21 protein-coding genes and 3 pseudogenes are annotated in these 19,997 nt (G+C 70.5%); 1 reads left to right on the top strand and 23 read right to left on the bottom strand.

Going from position 1 to position 19,997, the window contains the following annotated elements:
- Positions 1-39: 39 nt before the first annotated feature.
- The 23 genes and pseudogenes from ACIQD7_RS29985 to ACIQD7_RS29875 all read right to left on the bottom strand — a co-directional run bounded on the left by ACIQD7_RS29985 (position 40) and on the right by ACIQD7_RS29875 (position 19,634).
- Positions 40-882, bottom strand: coding sequence for a winged helix-turn-helix transcriptional regulator (locus tag ACIQD7_RS29985; RefSeq protein WP_402445660.1), 843 nt, complete (start codon positions 880-882; stop codon positions 40-42).
- A 23-nt stretch (positions 883-905) separates the two neighbouring features.
- A complete protein-coding gene (locus ACIQD7_RS29980) occupies positions 906-1,718 on the bottom strand; it encodes a large ATP-binding protein (RefSeq protein ID WP_402445658.1) in 813 nt (270 codons plus the stop codon).
- On the bottom strand, positions 1,715-2,374 hold the full coding sequence (locus ACIQD7_RS29975; protein ID WP_402445656.1) for a hypothetical protein: 660 nt from the start codon (positions 2,372-2,374) through the stop codon (positions 1,715-1,717). Before ACIQD7_RS29975 ends, ACIQD7_RS29980 begins: the two co-directional genes overlap by 4 nt.
- Entirely contained in the window at positions 2,371-2,844 is a 474-nt protein-coding gene (locus ACIQD7_RS29970) for a hypothetical protein (protein ID WP_402445654.1), read from the bottom strand. Before ACIQD7_RS29970 ends, ACIQD7_RS29975 begins: the two co-directional genes overlap by 4 nt.
- Positions 2,841-3,623: a glycosyl hydrolase gene (locus ACIQD7_RS29965; RefSeq protein WP_402445652.1), complete on the bottom strand. Its 783-nt coding sequence runs from the start codon at positions 3,621-3,623 to the stop codon at positions 2,841-2,843. Before ACIQD7_RS29965 ends, ACIQD7_RS29970 begins: the two co-directional genes overlap by 4 nt.
- Positions 3,620-4,216, bottom strand: a complete 597-nt coding sequence (locus tag ACIQD7_RS29960) for a DUF4913 domain-containing protein (RefSeq protein ID WP_402445650.1) — start codon at positions 4,214-4,216, stop codon at positions 3,620-3,622. The genes ACIQD7_RS29965 and ACIQD7_RS29960 overlap by 4 nt, the downstream gene beginning before the upstream one ends.
- A gap of 93 nt (positions 4,217-4,309) precedes the next feature.
- Positions 4,310-5,203 (bottom strand): annotated as a pseudogene (locus tag ACIQD7_RS29955) (DNA cytosine methyltransferase); the annotation flags it as partial.
- A 121-nt stretch (positions 5,204-5,324) separates the two neighbouring features.
- Positions 5,325-5,498 (bottom strand): annotated as a pseudogene (locus tag ACIQD7_RS29950) (DNA methyltransferase); the annotation flags it as partial.
- 1 nt (position 5,499) lies between these two features.
- A complete protein-coding gene (locus ACIQD7_RS29945; protein ID WP_402445648.1) occupies positions 5,500-6,078 on the bottom strand; it encodes a hypothetical protein in 579 nt (192 codons plus the stop codon).
- 47 nt (positions 6,079-6,125) lie between these two features.
- A complete protein-coding gene (locus ACIQD7_RS29940; RefSeq protein WP_402445646.1) occupies positions 6,126-7,286 on the bottom strand; it encodes a DnaB-like helicase N-terminal domain-containing protein in 1,161 nt (386 codons plus the stop codon).
- Entirely contained in the window at positions 7,283-7,510 is a 228-nt protein-coding gene (locus tag ACIQD7_RS29935; protein ID WP_402445645.1) for a hypothetical protein, read from the bottom strand. Before ACIQD7_RS29935 ends, ACIQD7_RS29940 begins: the two co-directional genes overlap by 4 nt.
- A pseudogene (locus ACIQD7_RS29930) lies at positions 7,507-9,295 on the bottom strand (type IV secretory system conjugative DNA transfer family protein). The gene ACIQD7_RS29935 and the pseudogene ACIQD7_RS29930 overlap by 4 nt, the downstream one beginning before the upstream one ends.
- Positions 9,296-9,391: 96 nt before the next feature.
- Positions 9,392-10,462: a hypothetical protein gene (locus ACIQD7_RS29925; RefSeq protein WP_402445643.1), complete on the bottom strand. Its 1,071-nt coding sequence runs from the start codon at positions 10,460-10,462 to the stop codon at positions 9,392-9,394.
- A 243-nt stretch (positions 10,463-10,705) separates the two neighbouring features.
- Positions 10,706-11,440, bottom strand: coding sequence for a hypothetical protein (locus tag ACIQD7_RS29920; RefSeq protein WP_402445641.1), 735 nt, complete (start codon positions 11,438-11,440; stop codon positions 10,706-10,708).
- Between the two features lie 174 nt (positions 11,441-11,614).
- Positions 11,615-12,103: a hypothetical protein gene (locus tag ACIQD7_RS29915; RefSeq protein WP_402445639.1), complete on the bottom strand. Its 489-nt coding sequence runs from the start codon at positions 12,101-12,103 to the stop codon at positions 11,615-11,617.
- A 27-nt stretch (positions 12,104-12,130) separates the two neighbouring features.
- Positions 12,131-12,895: a hypothetical protein gene (locus ACIQD7_RS29910; RefSeq protein WP_402445637.1), complete on the bottom strand. Its 765-nt coding sequence runs from the start codon at positions 12,893-12,895 to the stop codon at positions 12,131-12,133.
- Positions 12,896-12,994: 99 nt separating this feature from the next.
- Positions 12,995-14,122 (bottom strand): hypothetical protein, encoded by a 1,128-nt coding sequence (locus ACIQD7_RS29905; RefSeq protein WP_402445635.1) that lies wholly within the window; start codon positions 14,120-14,122, stop codon positions 12,995-12,997.
- A gap of 121 nt (positions 14,123-14,243) precedes the next feature.
- Entirely contained in the window at positions 14,244-14,531 is a 288-nt protein-coding gene (locus ACIQD7_RS29900; protein ID WP_402445633.1) for a phosphotransferase family protein, read from the bottom strand.
- A gap of 3 nt (positions 14,532-14,534) precedes the next feature.
- On the bottom strand, positions 14,535-14,765 hold the full coding sequence (locus ACIQD7_RS29895; protein WP_402445631.1) for a hypothetical protein: 231 nt from the start codon (positions 14,763-14,765) through the stop codon (positions 14,535-14,537).
- Between the two features lie 132 nt (positions 14,766-14,897).
- Positions 14,898-16,913, bottom strand: coding sequence for a DNA recombination protein RecN (locus tag ACIQD7_RS29890; protein WP_402445630.1), 2,016 nt, complete (start codon positions 16,911-16,913; stop codon positions 14,898-14,900).
- Positions 16,910-17,488, bottom strand: coding sequence for an ABC-three component system middle component 2 (locus ACIQD7_RS29885; RefSeq protein WP_402445629.1), 579 nt, complete (start codon positions 17,486-17,488; stop codon positions 16,910-16,912). The genes ACIQD7_RS29890 and ACIQD7_RS29885 overlap by 4 nt, the downstream gene beginning before the upstream one ends.
- 40 nt (positions 17,489-17,528) lie before the next feature.
- Complete coding sequence (locus tag ACIQD7_RS29880) at positions 17,529-18,503, bottom strand: serine/threonine protein kinase (protein ID WP_402445628.1); 975 nt, start codon at positions 18,501-18,503, stop codon at positions 17,529-17,531.
- Between the two features lie 363 nt (positions 18,504-18,866).
- On the bottom strand, positions 18,867-19,634 hold the full coding sequence (locus ACIQD7_RS29875) for a transposase (RefSeq protein WP_402445626.1): 768 nt from the start codon (positions 19,632-19,634) through the stop codon (positions 18,867-18,869).
- A 69-nt stretch (positions 19,635-19,703) separates the two neighbouring features.
- On the opposite strand from ACIQD7_RS29875, the gene ACIQD7_RS29870 reads away from it, so the two are divergent.
- Positions 19,704-19,907 carry a hypothetical protein gene (locus ACIQD7_RS29870; protein ID WP_381412603.1) on the top strand — a complete coding sequence of 68 codons (204 nt, stop codon included), beginning with the start codon at positions 19,704-19,706 and terminating at the stop codon, positions 19,905-19,907.
- Positions 19,908-19,997: the final 90 nt, after the last annotated feature.

Genomic DNA, 19,997 nt, shown 5'->3' with positions numbered 1-19,997 from the left:
GTGGCAGCGGCAGGACGGCTCTGGCTCGCACCACCCCGCTCACCGTCCCCGGCCCGGGGCCGACTGGACGGTCACGGCCGCCGGCACCCGAGGTTGCGGCTGCGGCGCATGGCTGAACAAGGAGGTCGGCGCGGCAGCACTGCGCCGGAGAGCCGCCGCCGTCCGGGCACCGTCCGCCCCCAGCGGGACGCCCGCGTGGGTCCGCGTGGCAGCCGCGACCGGGCGGGGAGCCGGCGAAGCCCTCCGTCCGTTGATCGGCTCGCTCCAGTGCTCGACGGTCGCGTAGACGGCTCCCAGCGCCTCACCGGCACTGGTCAGCATGTACGGGTCGCCGTGCCGCGAGCCGGCGCGGGTGACCAGGCCGTCGGCCTGCAGCCGCAGAAGCCGCTGCCGGGCCCACGTATTGTCCAGGCCGGCCTCCTCGGCAATGTGGACGAACCGCATCGGGCCACTCGCGCCGAGGACCTGGATCACCGCGGTCGAGTCCTGAAGGTTCAGCCGCTGCAGGGCGTCCTCGACGCGTTGGGCTTCGGCCATCACCCCGGGCGACAGGCGGGCCCGGGACCAGTCCGACAACGTGCGGTACACGGGGGTCAGCGACTCCCCGAGCGCGCTGAGCCGGTACAAGGCTCCACGAGGCCCGTCGGCGCGGTCGACCAGCCCGTCGGCGTACATCCTGGCCAGGCGCTTGCCGACGAACTGCTGGCTGATGAAGGGGATCTGGTCGGCGACCTCGCGCACGCGCACGAAGCGGTTCTCCTGGGCCAGGACCATCGCCGACCAAGTGGTCCACTTCGGCCCGAGCCGGGCAAGCGCGTCCTCGACGCACTGTGCATCGAACGAATCGAAGGAGAAGGAGGGGGGCTGTGCGGAGGTGGGCATGGGTGCGTCCTGTCGGGGAGGGGTCAGCGGGAGCGGGAGGCCGTGGGGGACGCCCCGGTGGCGGGCGCGGTGGCCGGGCCGGTGACGGGGCCGGGGGGCGTCGGAGCGTTGCTGCGGCTGAGGGCAGCACGGGCGGTACGGGCTTCACGAAGGGCGGCTTCGCCCTGCGGGGTGAGCGAGAGGAGCTGTCCGGGCCGGTACAGGCTCTCGCTGGTGTCCTGGTGCAGCAGCCCGTCGGCGACCAGCCGCTGAACGGTTTCGGGCCAGACCTTCGGGGTGGAGTGGGGACCTCGGCTGTCGGAGAGGTAGACGTAGCCGTAGACCGGGCTCTGGTGGAACCGCAGGCTGCCGGCCTCGACGGCTTCGAGAGCCCTGAGCTGGTGGTCGCCCGCGATGGCCCAGTCGTCGTCCCGGCCGGAATCCTGTTCCCGGTTGGCCGCGTGGGACTTCACCGTCGAGCGTTCGGTGCTCGGCTCGGGCAGAAGCCTCTGGTACGCGGAGACGGCTTCGACGAGCTGGTCGTGGGCCCGGTCCTGCCGGGTGAGGAGTTCTCCGAGCTTCGGGATCGAACTCCGCAGGATCGCGTACGAGACGCGCGCACCACTGAGCTTGCCTTCCCCGACGGGTTCGAGGAGCCGGAGAGCGTTCTTGGCCGCGTCCGTCACCTGGCCGTGCTGCCCGTCCAGTTCGGCCGCAGCTCCGATCACCCGTGTCGCGGCCTGGTGCAGCGGACTGCCGTGGTGATGCGCGGTGTTGAGCGTGCTGACCTCCAGGACGCCGAGGGCCTCGGTAACGAGATGGAGGCCGGGGTGAGTGTCCGGGTCGTAGGGGTTCACCGGGCCGTCTCCATCCGGGCGAGCAGGGAGCGGACCAGGGCGGGCAGGCTGTTGGGTCCGTCGTCGGTCCGGACCTGATCGCTGGCCTCGTCCAAGACGTACGCGGCGTCTTCGAGCAGGCTGCTGGAGATCTCCATGCAGTCGTCGGTGATCCGGGAGGCGGCGAGCAGCGACTGGGAGAGGACCTCGACGTACTCGTCCGGCGTGAGGCCGGCGGCCTCGGCCGCGGTCCGGATCGCCGCCAGCTCCAGCGCGCTGAACGCGAAGTCGAACGCGTCGCCCCGCTCGGCGCCACCGGACTCGGCGACGACCGGGTCGCGGGGCTCGGAGGGGATGCCCACGCGGGTGCAGATCCGGTCGACCGAGGCGGTCAGCTCGGTGAAGGACTCGGTGAGCCACCCCAACGCGGCAGCGTAGGAGGCCAGGGCGAACAGACCCGCCGGCGTGGCCGGACGGGGCACGGCGGCAACGAGCCCTTCGAGCCGGTCGTTCAGCTCGCCGACCACCCGGGGCCCGGCGGACAGCGGGCCCAGCACGGGATGCAGGTAGGAGCGGCCGGCGGCCGTCGGGTACTCGGCGGTCACGATGCCCGAGACGCTCTGAGCGGCCTCGGTGAGAAGGCCCGCCAGTTCGGTACGGGGCAGGGGAGCGGTCATCGCGGGGAAACCTTTCGGGGAGCGGCGGCCGGAGACGGGGCCACGGCTGGGGGAGGAGCCGCCTGGCCCGCCGCCGTCTGGTCGGGGGCGAGCGCCGAGCGGGACCGGGCGGCGCGTACGCGGGCCTCGGCGGCGGAGTCGGCGCCCTGCTGGGGGCCGGTGCGCTGGTGGGCCGCGCGGTAGACGGCGTAGTCGTGCCGGCTGCCGGCGGCGACGAGGTAGACCTCGCGCTTGTGGGTCGAGGTCGACGGTGCCGGGCGGAACTGGATGACCATCCGGTAGGCGACAGCAGGGTCGACGTACACCTTGTGGTAGCCGGCGAGACGCCCCTTCAGCGGCAGGCAGTCGTTACTGCCGTGGACCAGGTTCTGAAGTTCCAGCAGCGCCAGATCGCGTATCTCGTTCGGGAGTTCCCGCAAGTCGGCGATGGCGTCGGGGTGCGCGGCGAAGGCGAAGCGGGCCCGGCTCACAGCAGCCGCCCCTGCACCGGATGCTGCACCGGGACGGGCACCGGCGCCAGGGGAACTTCGGGGCCGGCCTTCGGTATCGCGGAAGCGCCGGCGGACCGGGCGAGGGCGGCCCGGGTCCGGGCCCGGCTGACGGCACCTTCGTCGTAGCGGTATTCCGGTGGTTCGGGCAGCGGGCCGTCGCGGTCCTCCAGCCAGGAGTGGGCGGCGTCCACGTCGGCGAAGGCGCCCTCGCGCACCGTGTACGTGCCGGCGTCGTGGTCCCATTCCTCGAGGAAGACGCGAACCGGTACCTGGTCGGACTGGGAGTCGCGGGTCAGCGTCCACGTCTCGCACGGGGCGGAGTCGGAGGTGTAGGTGTCGAGGACCTCGTAGCGTGTGCCGGATTCCCGGATCTGCTGCTCGACCTGGAGCGTGAGGTCGTCGGCGGGATCCAGGTAGCCCTTGGCGATCTGGGCGATCTGCGCGGGCGGGCAGCCGCGTTCGACCAGCCAGTTCTGGGCGAAGGGCACCGTGGTGTGGTAGCTGGTCTCCAGGGTGAAGGTGAACCGGCTGAGATCCCGCGCGACCGCGATCGCCATGATCTGCGGCTCACCGGGGACCCCCCAGGTGACCGAGCGGTCATGGGCGACGACGAAGCTATGGGAGCCGTTGGGCGTGGTGTGGTGATGCGACAGCGCCGTCAGGTCACCGGACCAGAACCTCTCCACCGCCTCCGCCGAGGCGTCGTCGGCGGGCGCGAGTTCGTCGAGGTCGAAGTCGAAGTCGAAGCCGTCGTTCACGCCGCCACCTCCGCCGGGGTGGCCAGTACGCGGTGGTTGGGGCGATTCGCGCTCGTCGTGCACGCCGCGAAGGGACCGTCGGGGGCACGCAGGTGTGCCAGCGTCTGGTCCAGGTGGTCGCGGTGCCAGGTCGAGGGACCGGACAGGCCGGCCTCCGTGTCGGTGAACTGCTGCCAGGCGAGCCAGAGCGCGTGGAGGCGGGCGACGGCCTCCGGGTGCTCGTGCCACTGCGCGCACCACGGGCGCATCGTGCTGATCTCCCGCCCGTAGACGGGGAGGAAGAGGTAGTTCACCCAGTCGGCGAGGGCGGCGAGTTCGGCGGCGTATGCCTCGCCGCCCAGGGCGAGGATGAACACCGAGGCGGGGCCGTCGGTCTTGGCGTCGGCCGCCTCGGCTTCCGGAGCGCCGTTCCCTTGCTGCTCGGCAGCGGGTACGGGGTCGGGTTCGGAGCCGAGGCGGTCGAGGATGACGCCGTGCTGTTTGACCTCGGCCATGGTCTTGGCGAGGGTGCTGGCGAGGTCGTCGAGGTCCCCGTCGGAGAGCCGGAACGGCTCGGGACCGGGGCCGGGGGTGGTCGGGCTGGTGTCGGACATCGGGGCGTGCTCCATCTGTGAGACGGCGACATGCCCGAGAGGATCCGGAGAAACCGCGGTTTGACCCGGCCGGGAAAACCCGGTAGCGGAGCGCTACCCGCCCGCGCAGCGAGGACAGCGCGGGAAGGGCGGCGCCAGCAACCGCAGAGCCCGAGCGGCCTGTTGGGGAACAACTCCGTTGCCGAGCGCGGTGAGCTGCGCCGGGCGCCCGAGGCCGGGGGTGGCGGTGACCCAGCCGGCGCCGAGGCCCTGCATCCACTCCACGAACTCAGGGCGGAGCCGACCGACCGGATCGGTGGGCTCGGGCGCGAGACGGGTGAGCCTCTCCCATCGGGTGACGGCGGCTGCGTACGGCCCCCATCGCCGGCCTCCTCCTCCGCCTACGAGGCTCCTTCCGTCCAGAGCGGCAGGACCACCGCCGGCAGGGGAGGCCGCCGCTCCTTCCCGGTACGACAGCCCGGCGTCGCCGTGCTGCCGGCCCTGGGCAGGGACGCTGCCGCGCTGGGCAGGGTCATGTCCCCGTTGCCGTGCCGTTGGTTCGGCGAGCCCTTGGTCCCGTCCGACGCCTTCGGGGTCGGCAGCAGCCATTCGACCTCGTCGGCCAGGTTCGGGCCGTGCCCGCCACTCTTCCTCTTCGCCGGGTGCTGCGAGCCGCCGTTCTTGCCGATGTTGCTGGTCGGCGTCTTGAGCAGGGTGGCCGGCGGGCCAGGCGGTGAGGAAGGTCCGCTCGCGGCGGTGCGGGGCCCCGACGTCGGAGGCGCGAAGCACGAGCCACTGCGCGTCGTACCCGAGGTCGGCCAGGGATCCGAGTACGGCACCGAGTGCCCGCAGAGGAGGCTGACCTGCGGTGTCTCCCAGACACCACGGGCAGGGTTCCACGTCGCCAGGGGAACCGGCGGGGGAGGTGAGGAGGCCGCGCACATTCTCGATCACAACCAGGCAGGGTCGGAGGGCCGCGACCGCACGGGCGACGTGCAGCCACAGCCCGGAGCGGGTCTGGGCATTGAGTCCGGCCCGGCGGCCGGCGACCGAGACGTCTTTGACAGGGGAAGCCGGCCGTCAGGACGCACACCCGGGGGACGGTGGACCAGTCGACGGCTGTGATGTCGCCGAGGTTGGGGACGCTCGGCCAGTGGCGGGCCAGGATGCGCGAGGCGTTCGGGTCGACCTCCGCGTGCCAGGCCAGGGTGCCGCCGAAGGCGGACTGCACGCCCAGGTCGAGGCCGCCGTACCCCGAGCACAGCGACCCGATCAGCGGAGGAGGCGCGAAGAGGGCGGGCATGTCACCGCCCCCGCGAGTTCCGGCCCGGCGGAGCTGCCGGCGGGACGGCGGGGGACGGTGGTGTGGGGGAGGGCGCCGCGGTCGTGGAACGGCTGCGGGCGGCTTCGACACGAGCGGAGGAGGGCGAGATCGTCTCCCCTGCGGCGCGCAGGCCCTCGGAGGTCTCCCGCAGAGCCTGGTCCGCCACGTCGAGGACGTCGCCTATCACCAGCCGGTCTACGTCACAGGTGTCCTGGGCGCCGGGCTCGTCGCCGAGGTGCCCGGCCTGGTCCCGGGTGGAGAGCTGGTGCGCTACCGCTCCGAGCGCAGAGGCTGCCCGGCAGGCGGGCTGGACGGCGGCGGCGAAGCCCATGATGGCCGGGGCGGTGTGCCCTTGCCGGTTCCGTTCGGCGGCACGGTGCAAAACCTCGTCGGCCAGCTCGGTGAGCAATGTGCCGAGGTGGGAGAGCTGGAAGGCAATGGTGACGTTGTCGAGCGGACGGTCGGGATTCCCGGTGTCCGGGAGCTTGGCACGCACGGCGTCGAAGCCCGATGCCGTGGCGCGCAGGGCCAGGGCATCAGAGGAGACGGTATCTATCAAGGCGAACTCCAGTAAGCAGAGGGGGAGATGGCTGGGCGGCGAGAGGGTCAGGGGTGGCCGCGTGAGGGTGGCCGGGCACTGGCCGGCGCGGGGATGGGCCCGGTCCGGGCCGGGGGCGGCGCGGCGGGGTGCGGCGTGCTGCGGGCGCGGGCGGCCTGCACCCGGGCCGCGGGCGGCCCACTCGCCGAAGGGGCGGTCGGCGGCTCCGGGGCCGGGCTGCCGTTCGCGGCCCGCCAGCGGGCGCGTACCTCGTTGAGCGGGCCGAGCGCGTGCAGCGCATGGTTGATCAGCCGGCCGGGACCGAGGGCTTCGTCCTCGGCCAGGGCCCGGACGGCCCGCGCGGAGGCGGCGGCGGTCCGGGTGAGGGAGGAGCGCATCACCCTCTCCCCGAACCATTCGGCGCTTCCGGGGATCACGTCGTCGCACAGGGTGGTGAGCTGCTCGCCCGACAGGGTGCCGTCGGCCAGCAGGCCGCGCCGCTGGGCCTCCCAGAGCAGGGTGATCCGGTCGATGGGCTCGCCCCGGTGGTGCAGGGCACCGAGGCACCGGTAGAGCTGTCCGTGGGCCGGGTCGGCGAAGTCGGCCGGCCGCAGCCAGTCCACCACCTCGGCCACGGCCTTCGGCTGTTCGGTGAGGACGGCCAGGAGGAACCGCTCGTCCTCGGCGACCTGATCGTCCCGGACCGGCGGCGGGACGGCGGCCGGCGCGGTGGGGGGCGCGACAGGGCGAGGTTCGGTTCCCCAGCGCCGCGCGAGATCGGTGAGCACCCCGGTCAGGACGTCCGCCGAGCGCAGCGCTCCCTCGACCTCTCCCTGCAGAGCGTCGGCCCGCGCCACCTGGTGAAGGCGGGTCGCGTGCTCGGCGACGGTGCGGTGGATCGCCCCCTCCAGCACCATGCGGCCGTACACCGGAGCGTGCACGGTACGCGGGCAGGCCGAGATCAGGCTGTGGGTGTACGCCGCGGTCAGCCCCCGGACGTGGCGGCCGGTCTCCTCGATGGCGTCGGTCACCCAGGACAGCGGCACCGGTCCCTCGGCGCCGATCGCCTGGTGGCCGTCGCTTCGGAACGTGCGGAGCGCGGCGAACAGGGCCTGGTGGACGGGCCGGTAGAAGTGATCCGGCGCGAGCCAGTCCAGGTGGGCGAGCTGGTCCGGGTCGAGGAGCACGGCGCCGAGAACGGCCTGCTCCGCCTTCAGTAGCGGGTTCATCGCCGGCCTCCCGGGTCGGAGGCGGAGGAGTCGTTCTGTCGGGTGTGGAGTTCGGCGACCGCTTGGTCGGCGGCGGCCACTACCTGCGCGAAGTTGTCCAGCACGGCGCTGAACGCGGCATCGGAGACGGGAATCGAGCCGGCCCTGCCGACCAGCCACCACTGGCCGTCGCGTAGAACGACCGGCGAGCGCGGCAGCCGGGGGCGGGGCGCGGGCGCGCTCATGCGGAGAGCCCGAGGTCGTCGTGCCCGATGCTCTTCGCCAGGGCCCGCTCGGTGATCGCCTTGGTAGCGCGGGCGGAGGCCGGTCCGACCACCTTGGCGGAGGGCTCCTTGTACCAGGGCCGGATGGAGAGCATGGCGACCCGGATGCCGGTGGCCAGCAGCAGCACCTTGCCCTTGGGCAGGGCGCGGATCGCGTCGGGCGGCAGGATCCTCTCGGTGCGCATGCTCACCGAGGTGGACTTGCCGCTCTCGCTCGTGGAGACGGAGGTGGTCTGGACGTCGTGATCGCCGACTTGGCGGCTGAGCCGGTCGGCGAAGTCGGCGTCGTCGATGCCGGATCCGACGATCTTGACGGTGGCGGCGGACCACAGGGCGTCCATGCCGGCCTCGCCCCAGCAGCGCTGGCCCTGCCGGTAGGACTGCAGGATCGTCATCGGGATGACGCCCCGGCTGCCCAGATGGGAGTACAGGTCCGGGAGGTCGGAGATGCGGCAGACGTTCGCGGCCTCGTCCAGGACGCACAGGGCGGGCGGGTCGAGCCGGCCGCCGGAGCGCTCGGCGACGATGACGGCCGCGCGCATCACGGCGTCGGCCGCCGCCGCGATGATCGCCGACGCCGAGCCGCCGCCGTCCTTGCTCAGCAGATACAGCGTGTCGCGGGAGGTGGCGAAGGAGAACGGCCGGAACTCCGGGAGGTCCTCGTGCGGGGTGACCCAGGCGGCGACGTCCGGGTCGAGCAGGCAGCTCGCGTACTGCCTCGCCGTCTCGTAAATGCCGTCGCGGGTTTCGGTGGCGCCGGAGACGGTGCCCTGGAGCTGGGCGGCGACCGCGTCGTGGCCGGCATCGGTGAGCAGGTCGACCGGGGTGCGGTCGGCGGGGGTGGCGAGCCAGGCCAGGACGTCGGTGATCGGCCGCCGGTGGCTGGCGGCGGCCAGGAACAGCGCGCCGAGCGTGTTGGCGGCGGCGGTGGACCAGAAGTCGGAGCCGCTCGACTCGTCCACGCTCGCGGTGACGAAGTGCCCCGCGAGACGCTTCGCCCCGGCCAGGTCGCGGGCGTCGGCCAGGATGTCCCACCACATCTCGCGCGGGTGGTGGGCGATCTGCTGGGGGTCGAGGGTCCAGATCGTGCCGACCTCGGCGCGGGCGTCCACCGTGGCGGTGAACGCGTCGTTCGCCGCCTTGTTGCTGGTGAGCAGGACCGGGCCGGGTGCCGCGAGGATCGAGGGGATCGCGAGCCCGGAGGTCTTGCCGGAGCGCGGGGCCATGATCGCGATGATCACGTCCTCCCAGGACGCGCGGACCTCAGCCCGACCGGGGTCGAGGGTGCCGAGCAGGATGCCGCGGTCAGCGGGAGCGACCTCTTTTACCCTCCCGGCCGCCCAGGGACGGGCGCAGGCTCCTCGCCTTCGCGGTGATTTCCTTGTCCAGCAGCGGCGCCAGGTCGCCCTTGCGGGCGAGACCGGACTTGGAGCCGGCGCGCCAGCGCGTCCACAGCACCAGACCGGTGGTGATCAGGCCCAGGGTGAGCAGGCCGGGCACGAGGCGAGCGCCGACCAGCAGCGCGGTGGCGTCCAGGGCCGGCCACAGCACCTCGGGGTGCAGCAGGGACTCGGTGGCACGGAATGCCGCCCACGGTCCGCTGCCGACAAGGGCGTTGGTGAGGTTGCCGGTCAGCCAGGCCAGAGAGCCGAAGGCCATGGCGGCGCCGAGGACGCCGAACAGGAGGTAGAGGAGCGCGTCGGAGCCGGTGGTGGTCGATGGCGCGCTGGTACGCGGGGAGGGCACGGCGGTTCCTAGAGGGTGCGAGCGGGCAGGGGCGGGGCGCGCTCGGCTCTCGTGCGGTTCACGGGTCTGCTCCTTGACGGTCGGAGGGGGAACGTTTCAGCGCTGGCGGCCGGCGGGCCGTGCCGCGGGCGGGGGTGGCGTGGCGGGGGCCGGGACGCTGGTCTCGGTGGCGGTCTTGGCCGCGACGGGTGAGACCTGGAGGGCGGCGGCCTGGCGTCGGACCTCGGGATCGGAGTTCCCGTCGAGAGAGCGGTCGATCAGGACCGGGTCGATCGCGACCTGGTACCCCAGGTCGGCCAGCAGGTTGGCGGCCGAGGTGGCGGCGATCTTCCGCTCGGGGTCGGGGAAGCCGCGCGGAAGGTTGTAGCAGGAGGCGTCGCCCGGGGCGCCGGGGGCAGTGAACCCGAAGGAGCGCAGAACGCGGTGGCCCGATTCGGGCAGACCAGTCCGGCAGTCGGCCCAGACGATCTCGTCCCCCCAGGGGTAGATCTCGACGTCGGTGCCGTAGGTGTCGGCGAGGTTGGCCATGGAAGATCCTTCCGGAGAACGGGACGGTGAGGTACGGGGCGGGACTTCCGCGCTGCCGGCCTGCGGCGCAGAGGTAGGGGTGGCACGCCGGTGGTCGGTGTCCGGGGCGGAAGACGCGGCGGCGACCGGGCCGGCGCCGAAGACATCGTCGAACAGTTCCCGGGACCGCAGGGTGTGGACCTTGGCGTAGTGCTGGGGGTTGCCGTGCTCGACCGGGCACTCGGCGACTCCGTCCTCAGCAGCCTCCAACTCCCGTCGCAAGTCCTCGAGGTAGTCGTAGGCGGCGGCCAGCCGTTTCCAGGTCTCCCAGGTGTGGTTGTGGGCCACAGGGAGCGGGAACTCCAGGCGGACACGGGTCCAGTCGGCGGCAGCGCCGACGAGTTCGCTCAGCTCGGACAGCGCGTCGACGAGCGTGTCGTTGACCTCCTCAAGGATCCCCGCGACCTCGTCGGGCGTCGCGTCCTCGGTGAGACGGGCGATCATCCCGCGGATGGAGTGCGGGTCGGCGGAAGCGCTGGGCAGATGCCGGCCCTTCAACGACGTGTCGGGTCGGGGTGGCGCGCTGCGGTGGGCGAGCCGGATGTTGTGCTGCATCGCGGCGCCGACGGCCTCGCCGATGCTGGAGTAGTACTCGGGCACGATTCCTCCTCGATGGTTGTCCTGAGCAGCCGAGAGTGGCTCCGCTCTGGTGGCGGAAGACAGCGGTGGCGGGGTCACGGGGTGACCGGCAAGGCCCGGCCGGTCAGCGCGGTGGAGCCGGTGGTGAACAGGACCAGGAGCGGCACCGCGTAGTGGGCGGTCGCACTGGCGAGGGCGTCGACCGCCCGCATCATGTAGGCGCGCGGCAGACCGGCGGCGGGCGCGGACGAAGAGAGTCCCCGGTCACCGTCGCGGACCGGGAGCGTGCGACGGGCACACGGCCGTGCCGGCGGTCGTCGTCTCGACGCCGGGGGACGGGGAGAGATTGGCCTTGGCCACGGCCGGCGACGTGGCCAGAGCGGCACCCCGGTGATCGGGTAGCACTGAGGAACGAGCCCGCGACCCGGCCGAGGAGGCGTGGCCGACACGGCGCAGCTCGGCCTCGGAGTCGACGAGCTCGGACTGCGCCGAGCTGACGAACTCCGCGGCGAAGCCGAACCGGTCGGCCAGCGCGTACGCCTCCTCGTCGAGGTCGTTGATGTGCTCGCCCGCCGCCTCCAGCGCTTCGCGGACGCGCTCCAGGGCCCCGTGCTCGGGGTGAAGAAGGTGGTCGACCGCCCGCTGGAGATCGGCCCCGGTCTCGGCCGCCCGGATCCGGTCGGTGATCTGCAGCAGCTCCGCCCCGGCGGCATACGGCCCGAGGACGGGCACCGGAGGGCTCATCCGGGCCGTGTCCAGTGAGGGCGGGAGGGTGACCTCGTAGCGGGCGGCGCGGAGCATCTCGGCCGCGTGGCTGGCGATGGCCACCTGGTCGGTGACCGGCATGGTGGTGGGAAGCCGGTGGCGCCGGCCGTGCCAGTCGTCGATCTGCTGGAAGCCGGCGTGCTTGAGGAGTTGGGCGGAGAGGTCGTCGGTGGCGCCCTTGGCCACGACGCTGCCGCTGAACTCGGACGTGATGATGATCGAAGGGGCAGGCACACGGGCCTCCTGGACGCGGGGGGTCGGATCGACAGGGGAGAGGATCCGCAGAAACCGCGATTTGGCCCGGCCGGAGAACGCTGGTAGAAGCCGCCGATCGTCCTCGGGGGCTGCCCCCGGCGCGCCGGCGGGTGGAAAGAGGGCGGTGCCCCGCCGTAGCGGGGCACCGGTCGGTCAGAAGTGGGGGTTCTCGGTCGGCCGGTCGGCTCCGGTGGCGGCCTGGAGCAGCTCGGGGAGGTCTTCCGGCTGGGAGAAGCGCTGGTCGATCCACCACCCGGCGCGGGTGACGGTACGGGCATTGTCCTCGATCTTCTCCCACTCAGCCATGCTGGTGTCGCCTTCGAGGACCAGGGCGGTGTGGGCGGCGTCCATGATCTGGTGGCGGCAGCGCACACCCCAGGGGACGGACCGCTCGGTCCCCTCCAGGGGAGGCATCCGGAACTTCACCGCCCAGGCGTCGGACTCCTCCTGCCTGGCCTTGAGCCAGTCGGCCTTGTCCTGGTCGGTGCGCTCGTCGGTGTCGGCCCGCCAGCAGTCGGTGCACTTCTGCTTGGCGAGCCATTCGGCGAAGCCCGCTCGGCGGTCGGCCGGACGGTCGGACAGATCGCGGTCGTCCTGGTGTCCGCAGGCGTAGCGGATCGGCCAGATGGTCTTCACGGCCATGAGGGTTCTTCCTTAAGGGGTGTTGGATCAGCGGTCGCGGGAGAACGCGATGCGGGGGTCGACCGGCCGGACCGCCGCAGGGGCGACGGGGGCGGGGACCGGTGCTTTGCTCGGAAGGCCGGCGCGGGCCGGGCTGGCGGCGAGCGCGGCGGCACTGATCGGAGACGTACGAGCGGCGGTCTGGCCGCGCTCACGGGACGCGGCCGGTACGGGAGCAGGGCGGCGGCGCGCTACGACGTCCTGGGCGAGGCGGGGCTGCACCGCGACCTGGACGCCGGAGCGGTGCAGCGCCACCGTGGCACCGGCGACCTTCCCCAGCGCCTCGTCCCGGCCGACGGTGGCGGGCAGCGCGTAGATGTCGAGACCCAGGTTGTGCCGCCAGCCGTGTTCGACCAGAGCGAGCCCGGTGAGTCCGGAGGCGCGGCTGTCGAGGGCCGCGACGATGCCGAGCCGCGGGTGCTCGGCGAAGGCGACCGCAGGCTCACCGAGCACGGCCTGGCCCCGGCCGGGCACCGCCCCGGGCGCGAGTGAGGGATCGAAGGCGGCGTCCACGTCGACCCGCAGGTCGGCGTTGCGCAGCAGCGTGACGGCACGGGCGGCACGATCTGCGCTGTCACGCTGCGGATCGGCCAGGGCGTACAGGGTTGGTTCGCCCGGGACGGGGTGGAAGTCGAGGCGCTCCAGCATCCACGTACTGGCGGGCAGGTTCTTGGGGTTCGCGGCGACGATGCCGTAGTCGGGGTGGTGGCCGACCACGACGTCGGGGAGCGGTTCTTGATCGGAGGTGGGCATGGCGGATCCATTCGGGACGGGCTCGAAGGCAGGGGCGGTCGAGGGCCGGAACGGTTCTGCTGGTGCGGGGCACAGGGGCACTCCGGTACGGGAAGGCGGTCAGCGGCCGGGAGCGGACGAGGGACGTGCGGGCGGTGGCGCGGTGGGAGTGGACGGTTCCGTCGGCGGGCCAGCCCGGACCGTGTGCCGCCCGGCCGACGGCGACGGTGCGAGCGCGGCACTCACCCGTGCCGAGACCGCCTGGGCCGCCGGCGTTTTTTCGGGGTGGGGGATATGGCGGTCGGCCAGGTCGTTGCGTATCGCCTGAAGCCTGCTCGCGTAGGAGTCCAGGTCCTCGGCGATGAGGCGCAGGCGGTCCGCGTAACGCTGATCGGCCGTGCCACCCATCCCTTCCCACCAGGCGGCCGTCGTGTCGAGGACCTCGACGACCCGCTGGAGAACACCGTCGCCGGGAGCGGTCAGCTTGCTCAGCGCGGCGACGGCTTCGCTCGTGTGCGTCGCCCCCTGGACGGACTGGGCCAGGCGCCCGAGAAGGTCGCCGAGGCTCATCTCGTGGCCCTGGGGACGGGAAAGGCCGGCGACCGCGAGGGACGGGTCGCAGACGAAGTGGAAGCCTTCGGCCTGCAGCATGTGGAGGGCTCGGGTCACCGCCAGCCGCTGCTCGGCCGGATCGGTCATGGCCGAGGGAAGCCGGTGGTAGTGCACACCGCCGAACGCCACGGCGGGCACGAAGCCCGCCCGGTAGAGCACCGTGCCGGCGGCCTGCACTTCGGCGGATCGTTCCTGCTCCCGGCGCGGAGCCACGCCGAGCCGGTCCAGGCGCGCGTCGACGACGGCGAGCAGGTGCGGGACGCTGCCGCCGTTCCACGCGTGGAGGCCCTCGGGCCCCGAGTCGTAGATCACCTCGTATACTGCGGGCCCGCTGTCCCGGTGGCGGGTCACCGTCCAGCTTTCGGGCCCCTCAGGATGCTCGGAGGACGGCTCCTGTGGGGGCGAGATGATCAGCGAACTGCCGTCGGGAAGCTCGGCGTGGACGATGTAGTCGCTCAGGCCGAACTCGACGGTGCACTCCAGACCGCGCTGCCGCAGGGGAGTGGTCAGGTAGTCGTACCCGTGGTCCTCCTGCGCGGAAGGGTTGTCCACGGGCGCGAAGGACATCGGGCTGGTCCACGCGAGGATGCGTGAGCCGTCCTGTTCAAAGGTGGTGAGGGCGCTATCGGGATACATGGGCTTTCTCCGTGGTCAGGCGCCCCGGACTGACGGCGTGAGTCGCAGAGGCGTGGTGCTGGGCAGGGGTGGTCCACGAGGATCCGGTGATCGGCCGGTTTGGTACGGCCGTGGCTCGGTGCTAGGGGTGTCCGGAAAGTCGTTGAGCCATGGCTAGTCCCGGCACGTCCGCACTGCCCACGGTCACCATGGTCATGGCCACATCGGCAGCCGGATCACCAGCGCCCGCATTGCACCAATCGATCGCTACCGGCCCCCGCCGAGTCAGAATGACGTTGCCTGGATGCAGGTCCAGATGCAGCACCTGGTCGCCATCCGCCGTGCCGAACCGCTTGGGCAGCCACTCCGGTGCCAGCAGCGCATGCATCCGATCGCGCAGGCGACCCTGTTCCCGACCCAGAGAACCCACCCGCTACGAACGCCAGGCCAGCACGTCCAGCATCGTCGGCTTGGTCAGCCGCTCAAGAACCATGTCAGTGTCGGTGATCTTGTACACCTGCGGCACCGGATACCCACATGCCGCAAGGTGCGTCATCAAGCGTGACTCCAGACCGGTGGGCCCTCCGTGCTGGTACCTCCGCAGCACTCTGGACTCATCCAGGGCATACACATCAGCATCCCGGACCTGTGCAATCAACTCCATGCGGTGCAGCCTGCATTGACGGGCCAGCCCTCACCAACAGGACGAATGTTGTCTGACGCGGCACTGGACTGCTGACGGCTGATCACCAACGCCGCGGTAGACGCAGGACCGGGCCCAAGCAGGATGAGAAGACTATTCGGGGATGCCCTCGTCGGTAGTGGTCTCGTCGTCAATCAGCCCGTAGGGGGGCCGGTCCTCGCTGCGGCTGTACCGGACCACGACGTTCTCTTCCACGAGCGTGGGCGGACTGTTGTCGACAATGATCACCTGTGCACCCGCCCCCTGCTCAGCCAGCCAGCTGGTCAGGTGGCGATAGAAGTCGTCGATGGCGATCGCGTCTGCGATCACCGCGTCCCGGGTACCGCCGTGGCCCAGGTTCTTCTGCGGACTGTCGATCATGAGGAAGCCAGGGTGGGCGGCCGATGTTTCGACGGCCACCTCAAAGACGGCCAGTTGCCAGGCCAAGGTCAAAAGTGTCCGGGCGCCGGATGACGCCTCGCGATAGGAGTCGCCGCGTACGTGAGGGACCAGGTTCGTGTCGATCATCGGCTGGCTGAGTTTCGGGTAGCGCCACTGCCGCAGGAGTTCGCTGTAGCGGCCGCTGATGCGGCCGACGACCAGGTCCCGGTCCTGCGCGGCATCTCCCAGCCGATCGCGTTCCTCCCGCAGGCGTTCGATCTCTGTTTCCTGCCGCTCCACGAGCGCGGCGCGCTTCTCCAGACCAGACTGAAGCTTCGTCGCGGTTTCGGTGTGCTGGAGATGACGGAGGACTTCCTCGCGCCGACGTTGGAGGTTGTCGCGAGCGGCGAGGAACGGGGTGACGGTGGGCGAAGTGGCTTCGTCGACCGCGGCCGCGGCACGTTCTTCGTCGATGGCGGCGTTTTCTGCCTGGAGCTTCAACGCGGCGAGCGAGCTGTCTAGGCCCTCGACGTAGGCAGTGATCTCCTTCAAACGGGCCTTGGTGGCTCTGATCTCGGCCGCGACATTCATCCGCCCATCACCCAATGAGTGCTCGGCTGTAGCGGTGCCGAGCGTCAGGTGCCCGTCGCCGTGGGGCAGCTCATGGCTGCACAGACTGCACGAGCCGTTCTCCACCGACGGGGGAACGGGCAGCCGATTCAGGCACGCTGGGCAGGTTGTGACGCTGAGGGGGTCGAACAGGCGCTGCGCTTCGGCCAGCATGTTGAGCTTGACGAGGTCGTCCGCGTACTGCGCCCGCAGTGGCATCATCCGGGTTAGTTGCGTCTCGCAGTCACGTACCACGCCGGCGGCTCGCCGGGCATGCTGGGCAGCTTGCTGGTGCTCGCGGCGCAGACGCCCGGCGAAGGTGGTGCCAGCAACCGCTGCCTCGTCGAGGGTCCTTAGCTGCTCGGTCAGCTCCCGCAGCTCGCCTTCGTACTGTTCAGCGGTCAGCGCGCCAGCCGTGGGAACATCCTGCTCATCGACGAACGCCCGTGCTGCGGCGAGTTCGGAGCGTGCCTGGATGAGTCGGGCGCCCAGTTCCTTGATGCGTTGCCCAAGCTCCACAGCGCGGTCGTCGTGAACGCCGAAGACGACGTCGACCACCTGCTTCAGCTTGTGCTTCTTCATGTACTCGTTTTCGAACAGGAAGTTCTTGGAGGCGATGCGCTCGTTGGGCAGGAACGCCAGGTTCATGAGGTCGCGGATGCTCAGGGGGTCGGTCCGGGACTCACGGCTGGTGGGGGCCTCCCGCAGCTGAACGCCTTCGAGCTTGCAGTGCCTCAGCAGCAGAGTGGAGAGGCTCTCGGTCGCTCCCGCCGGCTCGATGGTCCTGCTCTCAGGTTTGGAGAGCTGCGGGCTGTCCAGCGTCCCCCGGCGTACATAGGCGACCTTCGAGGGCTCCCCGACGGGCCGTTCGATGACGTGCGGTTCGCCGGACAGCTCGACTTCCAGAAGGCAGGAACGGACCTTGCGCAGCACCTCAAGATGCCGGGGATGGCGCTTTCCACCGAGGCCGTAGGCGATGAACTCCAACACCGCAGTCTTGCCCGAACTGAACGCCCCGGCCACCACGGACAGCCCCCGCACCCGCTGATCCTGCGTGAAATCGACGTCATAGCTCTGGCTGACGCCAGTAAGGCGCAGGCGTCGGATCCGGATGCCAGGCAGAGGCTGCATGATGTTCATCCCTCCCAGCGCATGTCGTGCGCCTGCGGTCCCGGACCCAACACGCTGAGGAGCGCGGCACCGGGACCGCCCTCTCCATCGGGCCGCAGCCATCGTGCGGTCTGTTCCCGCAGTGCCCTGTCGCTGAGCTTGCGAAGACGACGCACAACGATGGACGCCGCAGTGGTGAACGACGTGGCGTAGGTGGCGGTGAAGCGAGCCCCGAGTTCCCGACCGTGGTCGCTGATCGAATAGGCGAAGGCGCCGTTGCGGTTGTGGACCTCACAACACCCGTAAGCCACGAGCAGTCCGAGGTCGTGCTGGATACGCTCGCGTCGGCTGGTGAAGCGCTGCGAGGAGGACGCGTAGGAGAGCACCCGCGGATCGAACCCGGCCAGCCTGAGCAAGTTGCCCTCCCGGCCTTCGGAATCGACGACGAGGAAGGGATTCGCCGACAGGAAGTCGTAGTAGCCGATGCGCTCCAGGCTTGCCCCCTTCGCGTCCTGTCCGGCGACAGCGTCGAGAAGTAGCAGCAGCTGCGCCAGCCGGAAGGTCACCTCATCCTCCGGCATCATCACCGGCCGGTGTGCTTCCACAGCGAACTCCTTGTAGGTCTGACAGGACAGGCGGCGGCGGTCAGCCGTCGGAGTGCTCGGCGGCGATCTGCCGCCAGTGTTTGACCCAGCCCGCCCTGCGGTTGTCTACGAGCCGGTGGACCAGTCCCCAGCTGTGCACCAGCTCCAGGCGAAGCGACTTCGGCAATTTGTCGTGCTCGTTGCGTACATCCCGCCAGACACGAGTGTGGAGGGTGCGAAGCGTGTCCTCGGCCGCGCATTCGTTGAACTGCATCTCCCATAGCCCATGGAGCGTCGCATCGGCGGAACTGAGCGCCGCTACCTCCGCCGGAACATCCTTGTGCGCGATCTCGCGAGCTACCAGATCGGCATTGAAGAACTGCCTCTTGGCCGAGTCCAGCTCCACGTGGCCAGCCTCGGTCATCTGTCGAATGAACAAGGCGGAGCCAAGGGCGGCTGCCTTGTCATCCTCAACTTCGAGTACCAGCCGAAGCTGCTCCATGGCGGCGGGGGCGGTCTGAGCGTACGTCTCGTAGAAGCCGCGACGCACGTCGTCGCCCTCAGGGCTGAGCAGCTTCTTCCGGAGGGCGGTCTCGTCCCAAAGCTGGATGACGAGGCTGTGTTCCCTCTCCCTCGCCTTCGTCCACGCGTCCCACCATGCCGTCATGGGGCCATCCATGCTGGAGGGGATGCACAGAATCCAGCTGGCGATGGTGTGGCCGTTCTTGGCAGCTGCCTTCAGCACGTTGCCGAGAGAGTGTTCGACCTGATCTACGTGCTTCTTTGTTGTGACCGGCATGAAGTACTTGGATTGCCACACCGTGATTGCTCCGCCGAGGTTTCCGGCGAAGGCGTCGATACCCCAGTCACCCGGGTTGGCAGCGACGGACCGTACGTTGGGGGTCGTCGCGGCGGCAAGCTGAATGATCATCGTTTCGAAGTCGTCGCGGGCTCCGCCGGGGCTTCCCCCGCGGACTGCGTGCACATCGAAGCTGATCGGCTGGACACCCGTCGGCACGGCTATCGAGTCAGGCACAACCCACCCCCTGCACCGGCGGCTGCATACAGGTTGTTCCCCGAGCGTCGCGCACCGTATCGGTGGAGCCTATCCAACGTCCCTTCATCTGATCAAGAAGTGGAACGTACCGGCTCACGGATGAGCGGTGGGCGGCGCTGGGGCCGTTATTGTCGAAGGTAGGGCGGCAGCCCGCCTGGCACTGGCGACGGCTGATCGCCGGCATACGGTTTCGAGTCCGGACCGGTGTTCAGATCGCCCCAACTCCATGAACCACGGTCAATTCGAATACAAGATCCACCTTCGATATACGGCCTAAGGGCTGTCCCGTAAATGATCTTTGAGTCGGCTCGGGCGTGAGTGGCCGCGGTGTGGCCCGCTGGTCTATCTGGCGAGTGCGAGGTTGTGCATCCGTGCGATGCCGAGCATGGCGTGGTGGACGCCGTCGCCTTTGAGGCGGCAGTCGCGGAGGATCTTCCAGGTCTTCATGCGGGCGAAGACGTGTTCGGCGCGGGCCCGGACCTGCTTGTGGGACTTGTTGTGCTCCTGCTTCCACTCCGGCAGTTCCTCGCCCGTGCGGCGGCGGTGGGGTATGACGAGCCCGGTGCCCGGGTATCCGCCGTCGGCGATCGTGAGGGTCTTGCCGACGGCGGCCTTGGCGCCGGACTCCTCCCACGCCTTGCAGTCGTTGCGGTTCCCGGCGAGCGGCCGCCCGACCACGACGACCAGGCGGGTGTCGGCATCGATGACGACCTGGTGGTTGGTGGAGTACCGATAGTTCTTCGACCGCTCGGCGACGGTGTGGTCGCGGGTGGGGACCAGGGTGCCGTCCACAATGAGCACGGTGTCCTTGGCGAACCGCTTACGGGGCCGGAGCGCGAACATCGGCCCGAGGTGGTCGATGATGCGGTCCGCCGCCGACTTCGAGACCCCGAACAGCGGCGCGAGCTGCCGCATGGTCAGGTTCGTGCGCCAGTACACCGCGACGAGCAGGGCTCTGTCCTCCAGCGGAAGACACCACGGCCGGCCCTTGCGGACCGAGTCTGCACCTGCGCGACGCAGCACCGTCACCAGCTTCCCGAAGGCGCGCGGGCTCAGCCCGGTGAACGGGGCTATCCAGGACGGCTCCGACGCCGTGATCACACCAGCCACACCAAGATCATCTCAGTCGCTCTATCATCCGATCCGTAGAGATGAGCGTCGTCGAGGGGGCCGATAGAGATGACCGCACGCATGGCAGCCGCCGTACTGGCCACATGGGCCACGCTGATCTTGCTGCTGCTCGCGCCGTCGCCCCTGCCAGAGCATTGGCTCTACTACATCTACTCTCCAGCGAGCGTGGGCCTGTGGCTGCTGGCCATGCTCGTCGCCCCTGTCGTGGTCTGCATCGTGAAATGGCCATGGATCAAGACGGGCGGCAGGTGATCTTGGACTTGCATGCGAGCCTGCGGACTACCCATCCATTAACGCCTGGCCATCAGTTACGGGACAGCCCTTAAAGCGTGTTGCAGAAGG

The organism is Streptomyces sp. NPDC093071 (assembly GCF_044754545.1).
In the GTDB taxonomy this organism is placed as follows: Bacteria; Actinomycetota; Actinomycetes; order Streptomycetales; family Streptomycetaceae; genus Streptomyces.
The sequence above is the reverse complement of the archived record's forward strand: the minus strand, read 5'-3'. Positions and strand labels throughout refer to the sequence as shown.

Coding starts and splice junctions, on each gene's coding strand:
- ACIQD7_RS29985 (WP_402445660.1), bottom strand. CDS start 882: ATGCCCACCTCCGCACAGCCCCCCTCCTTCTCCTTCGATTCGTTCGAT.
- ACIQD7_RS29975 (WP_402445656.1), bottom strand. CDS start 2,374: ATGACCGCTCCCCTGCCCCGTACCGAACTGGCGGGCCTTCTCACCGAG.
- ACIQD7_RS29960 (WP_402445650.1), bottom strand. CDS start 4,216: ATGTCCGACACCAGCCCGACCACCCCCGGCCCCGGTCCCGAGCCGTTC.
- ACIQD7_RS29940 (WP_402445646.1), bottom strand. CDS start 7,286: ATGAACCCGCTACTGAAGGCGGAGCAGGCCGTTCTCGGCGCCGTGCTC.
- ACIQD7_RS29935 (WP_402445645.1), bottom strand. CDS start 7,510: ATGAGCGCGCCCGCGCCCCGCCCCCGGCTGCCGCGCTCGCCGGTCGTT.
- ACIQD7_RS29915 (WP_402445639.1), bottom strand. CDS start 12,103: ATGGCCGTGAAGACCATCTGGCCGATCCGCTACGCCTGCGGACACCAG.
- ACIQD7_RS29910 (WP_402445637.1), bottom strand. CDS start 12,895: ATGCCCACCTCCGATCAAGAACCGCTCCCCGACGTCGTGGTCGGCCAC.
- ACIQD7_RS29905 (WP_402445635.1), bottom strand. CDS start 14,122: ATGTATCCCGATAGCGCCCTCACCACCTTTGAACAGGACGGCTCACGC.
- ACIQD7_RS29895 (WP_402445631.1), bottom strand. CDS start 14,765: ATGGAGTTGATTGCACAGGTCCGGGATGCTGATGTGTATGCCCTGGAT.
- ACIQD7_RS29890 (WP_402445630.1), bottom strand. CDS start 16,913: ATGAACATCATGCAGCCTCTGCCTGGCATCCGGATCCGACGCCTGCGC.
- ACIQD7_RS29870 (WP_381412603.1), top strand. CDS start 19,704: ATGACCGCACGCATGGCAGCCGCCGTACTGGCCACATGGGCCACGCTG.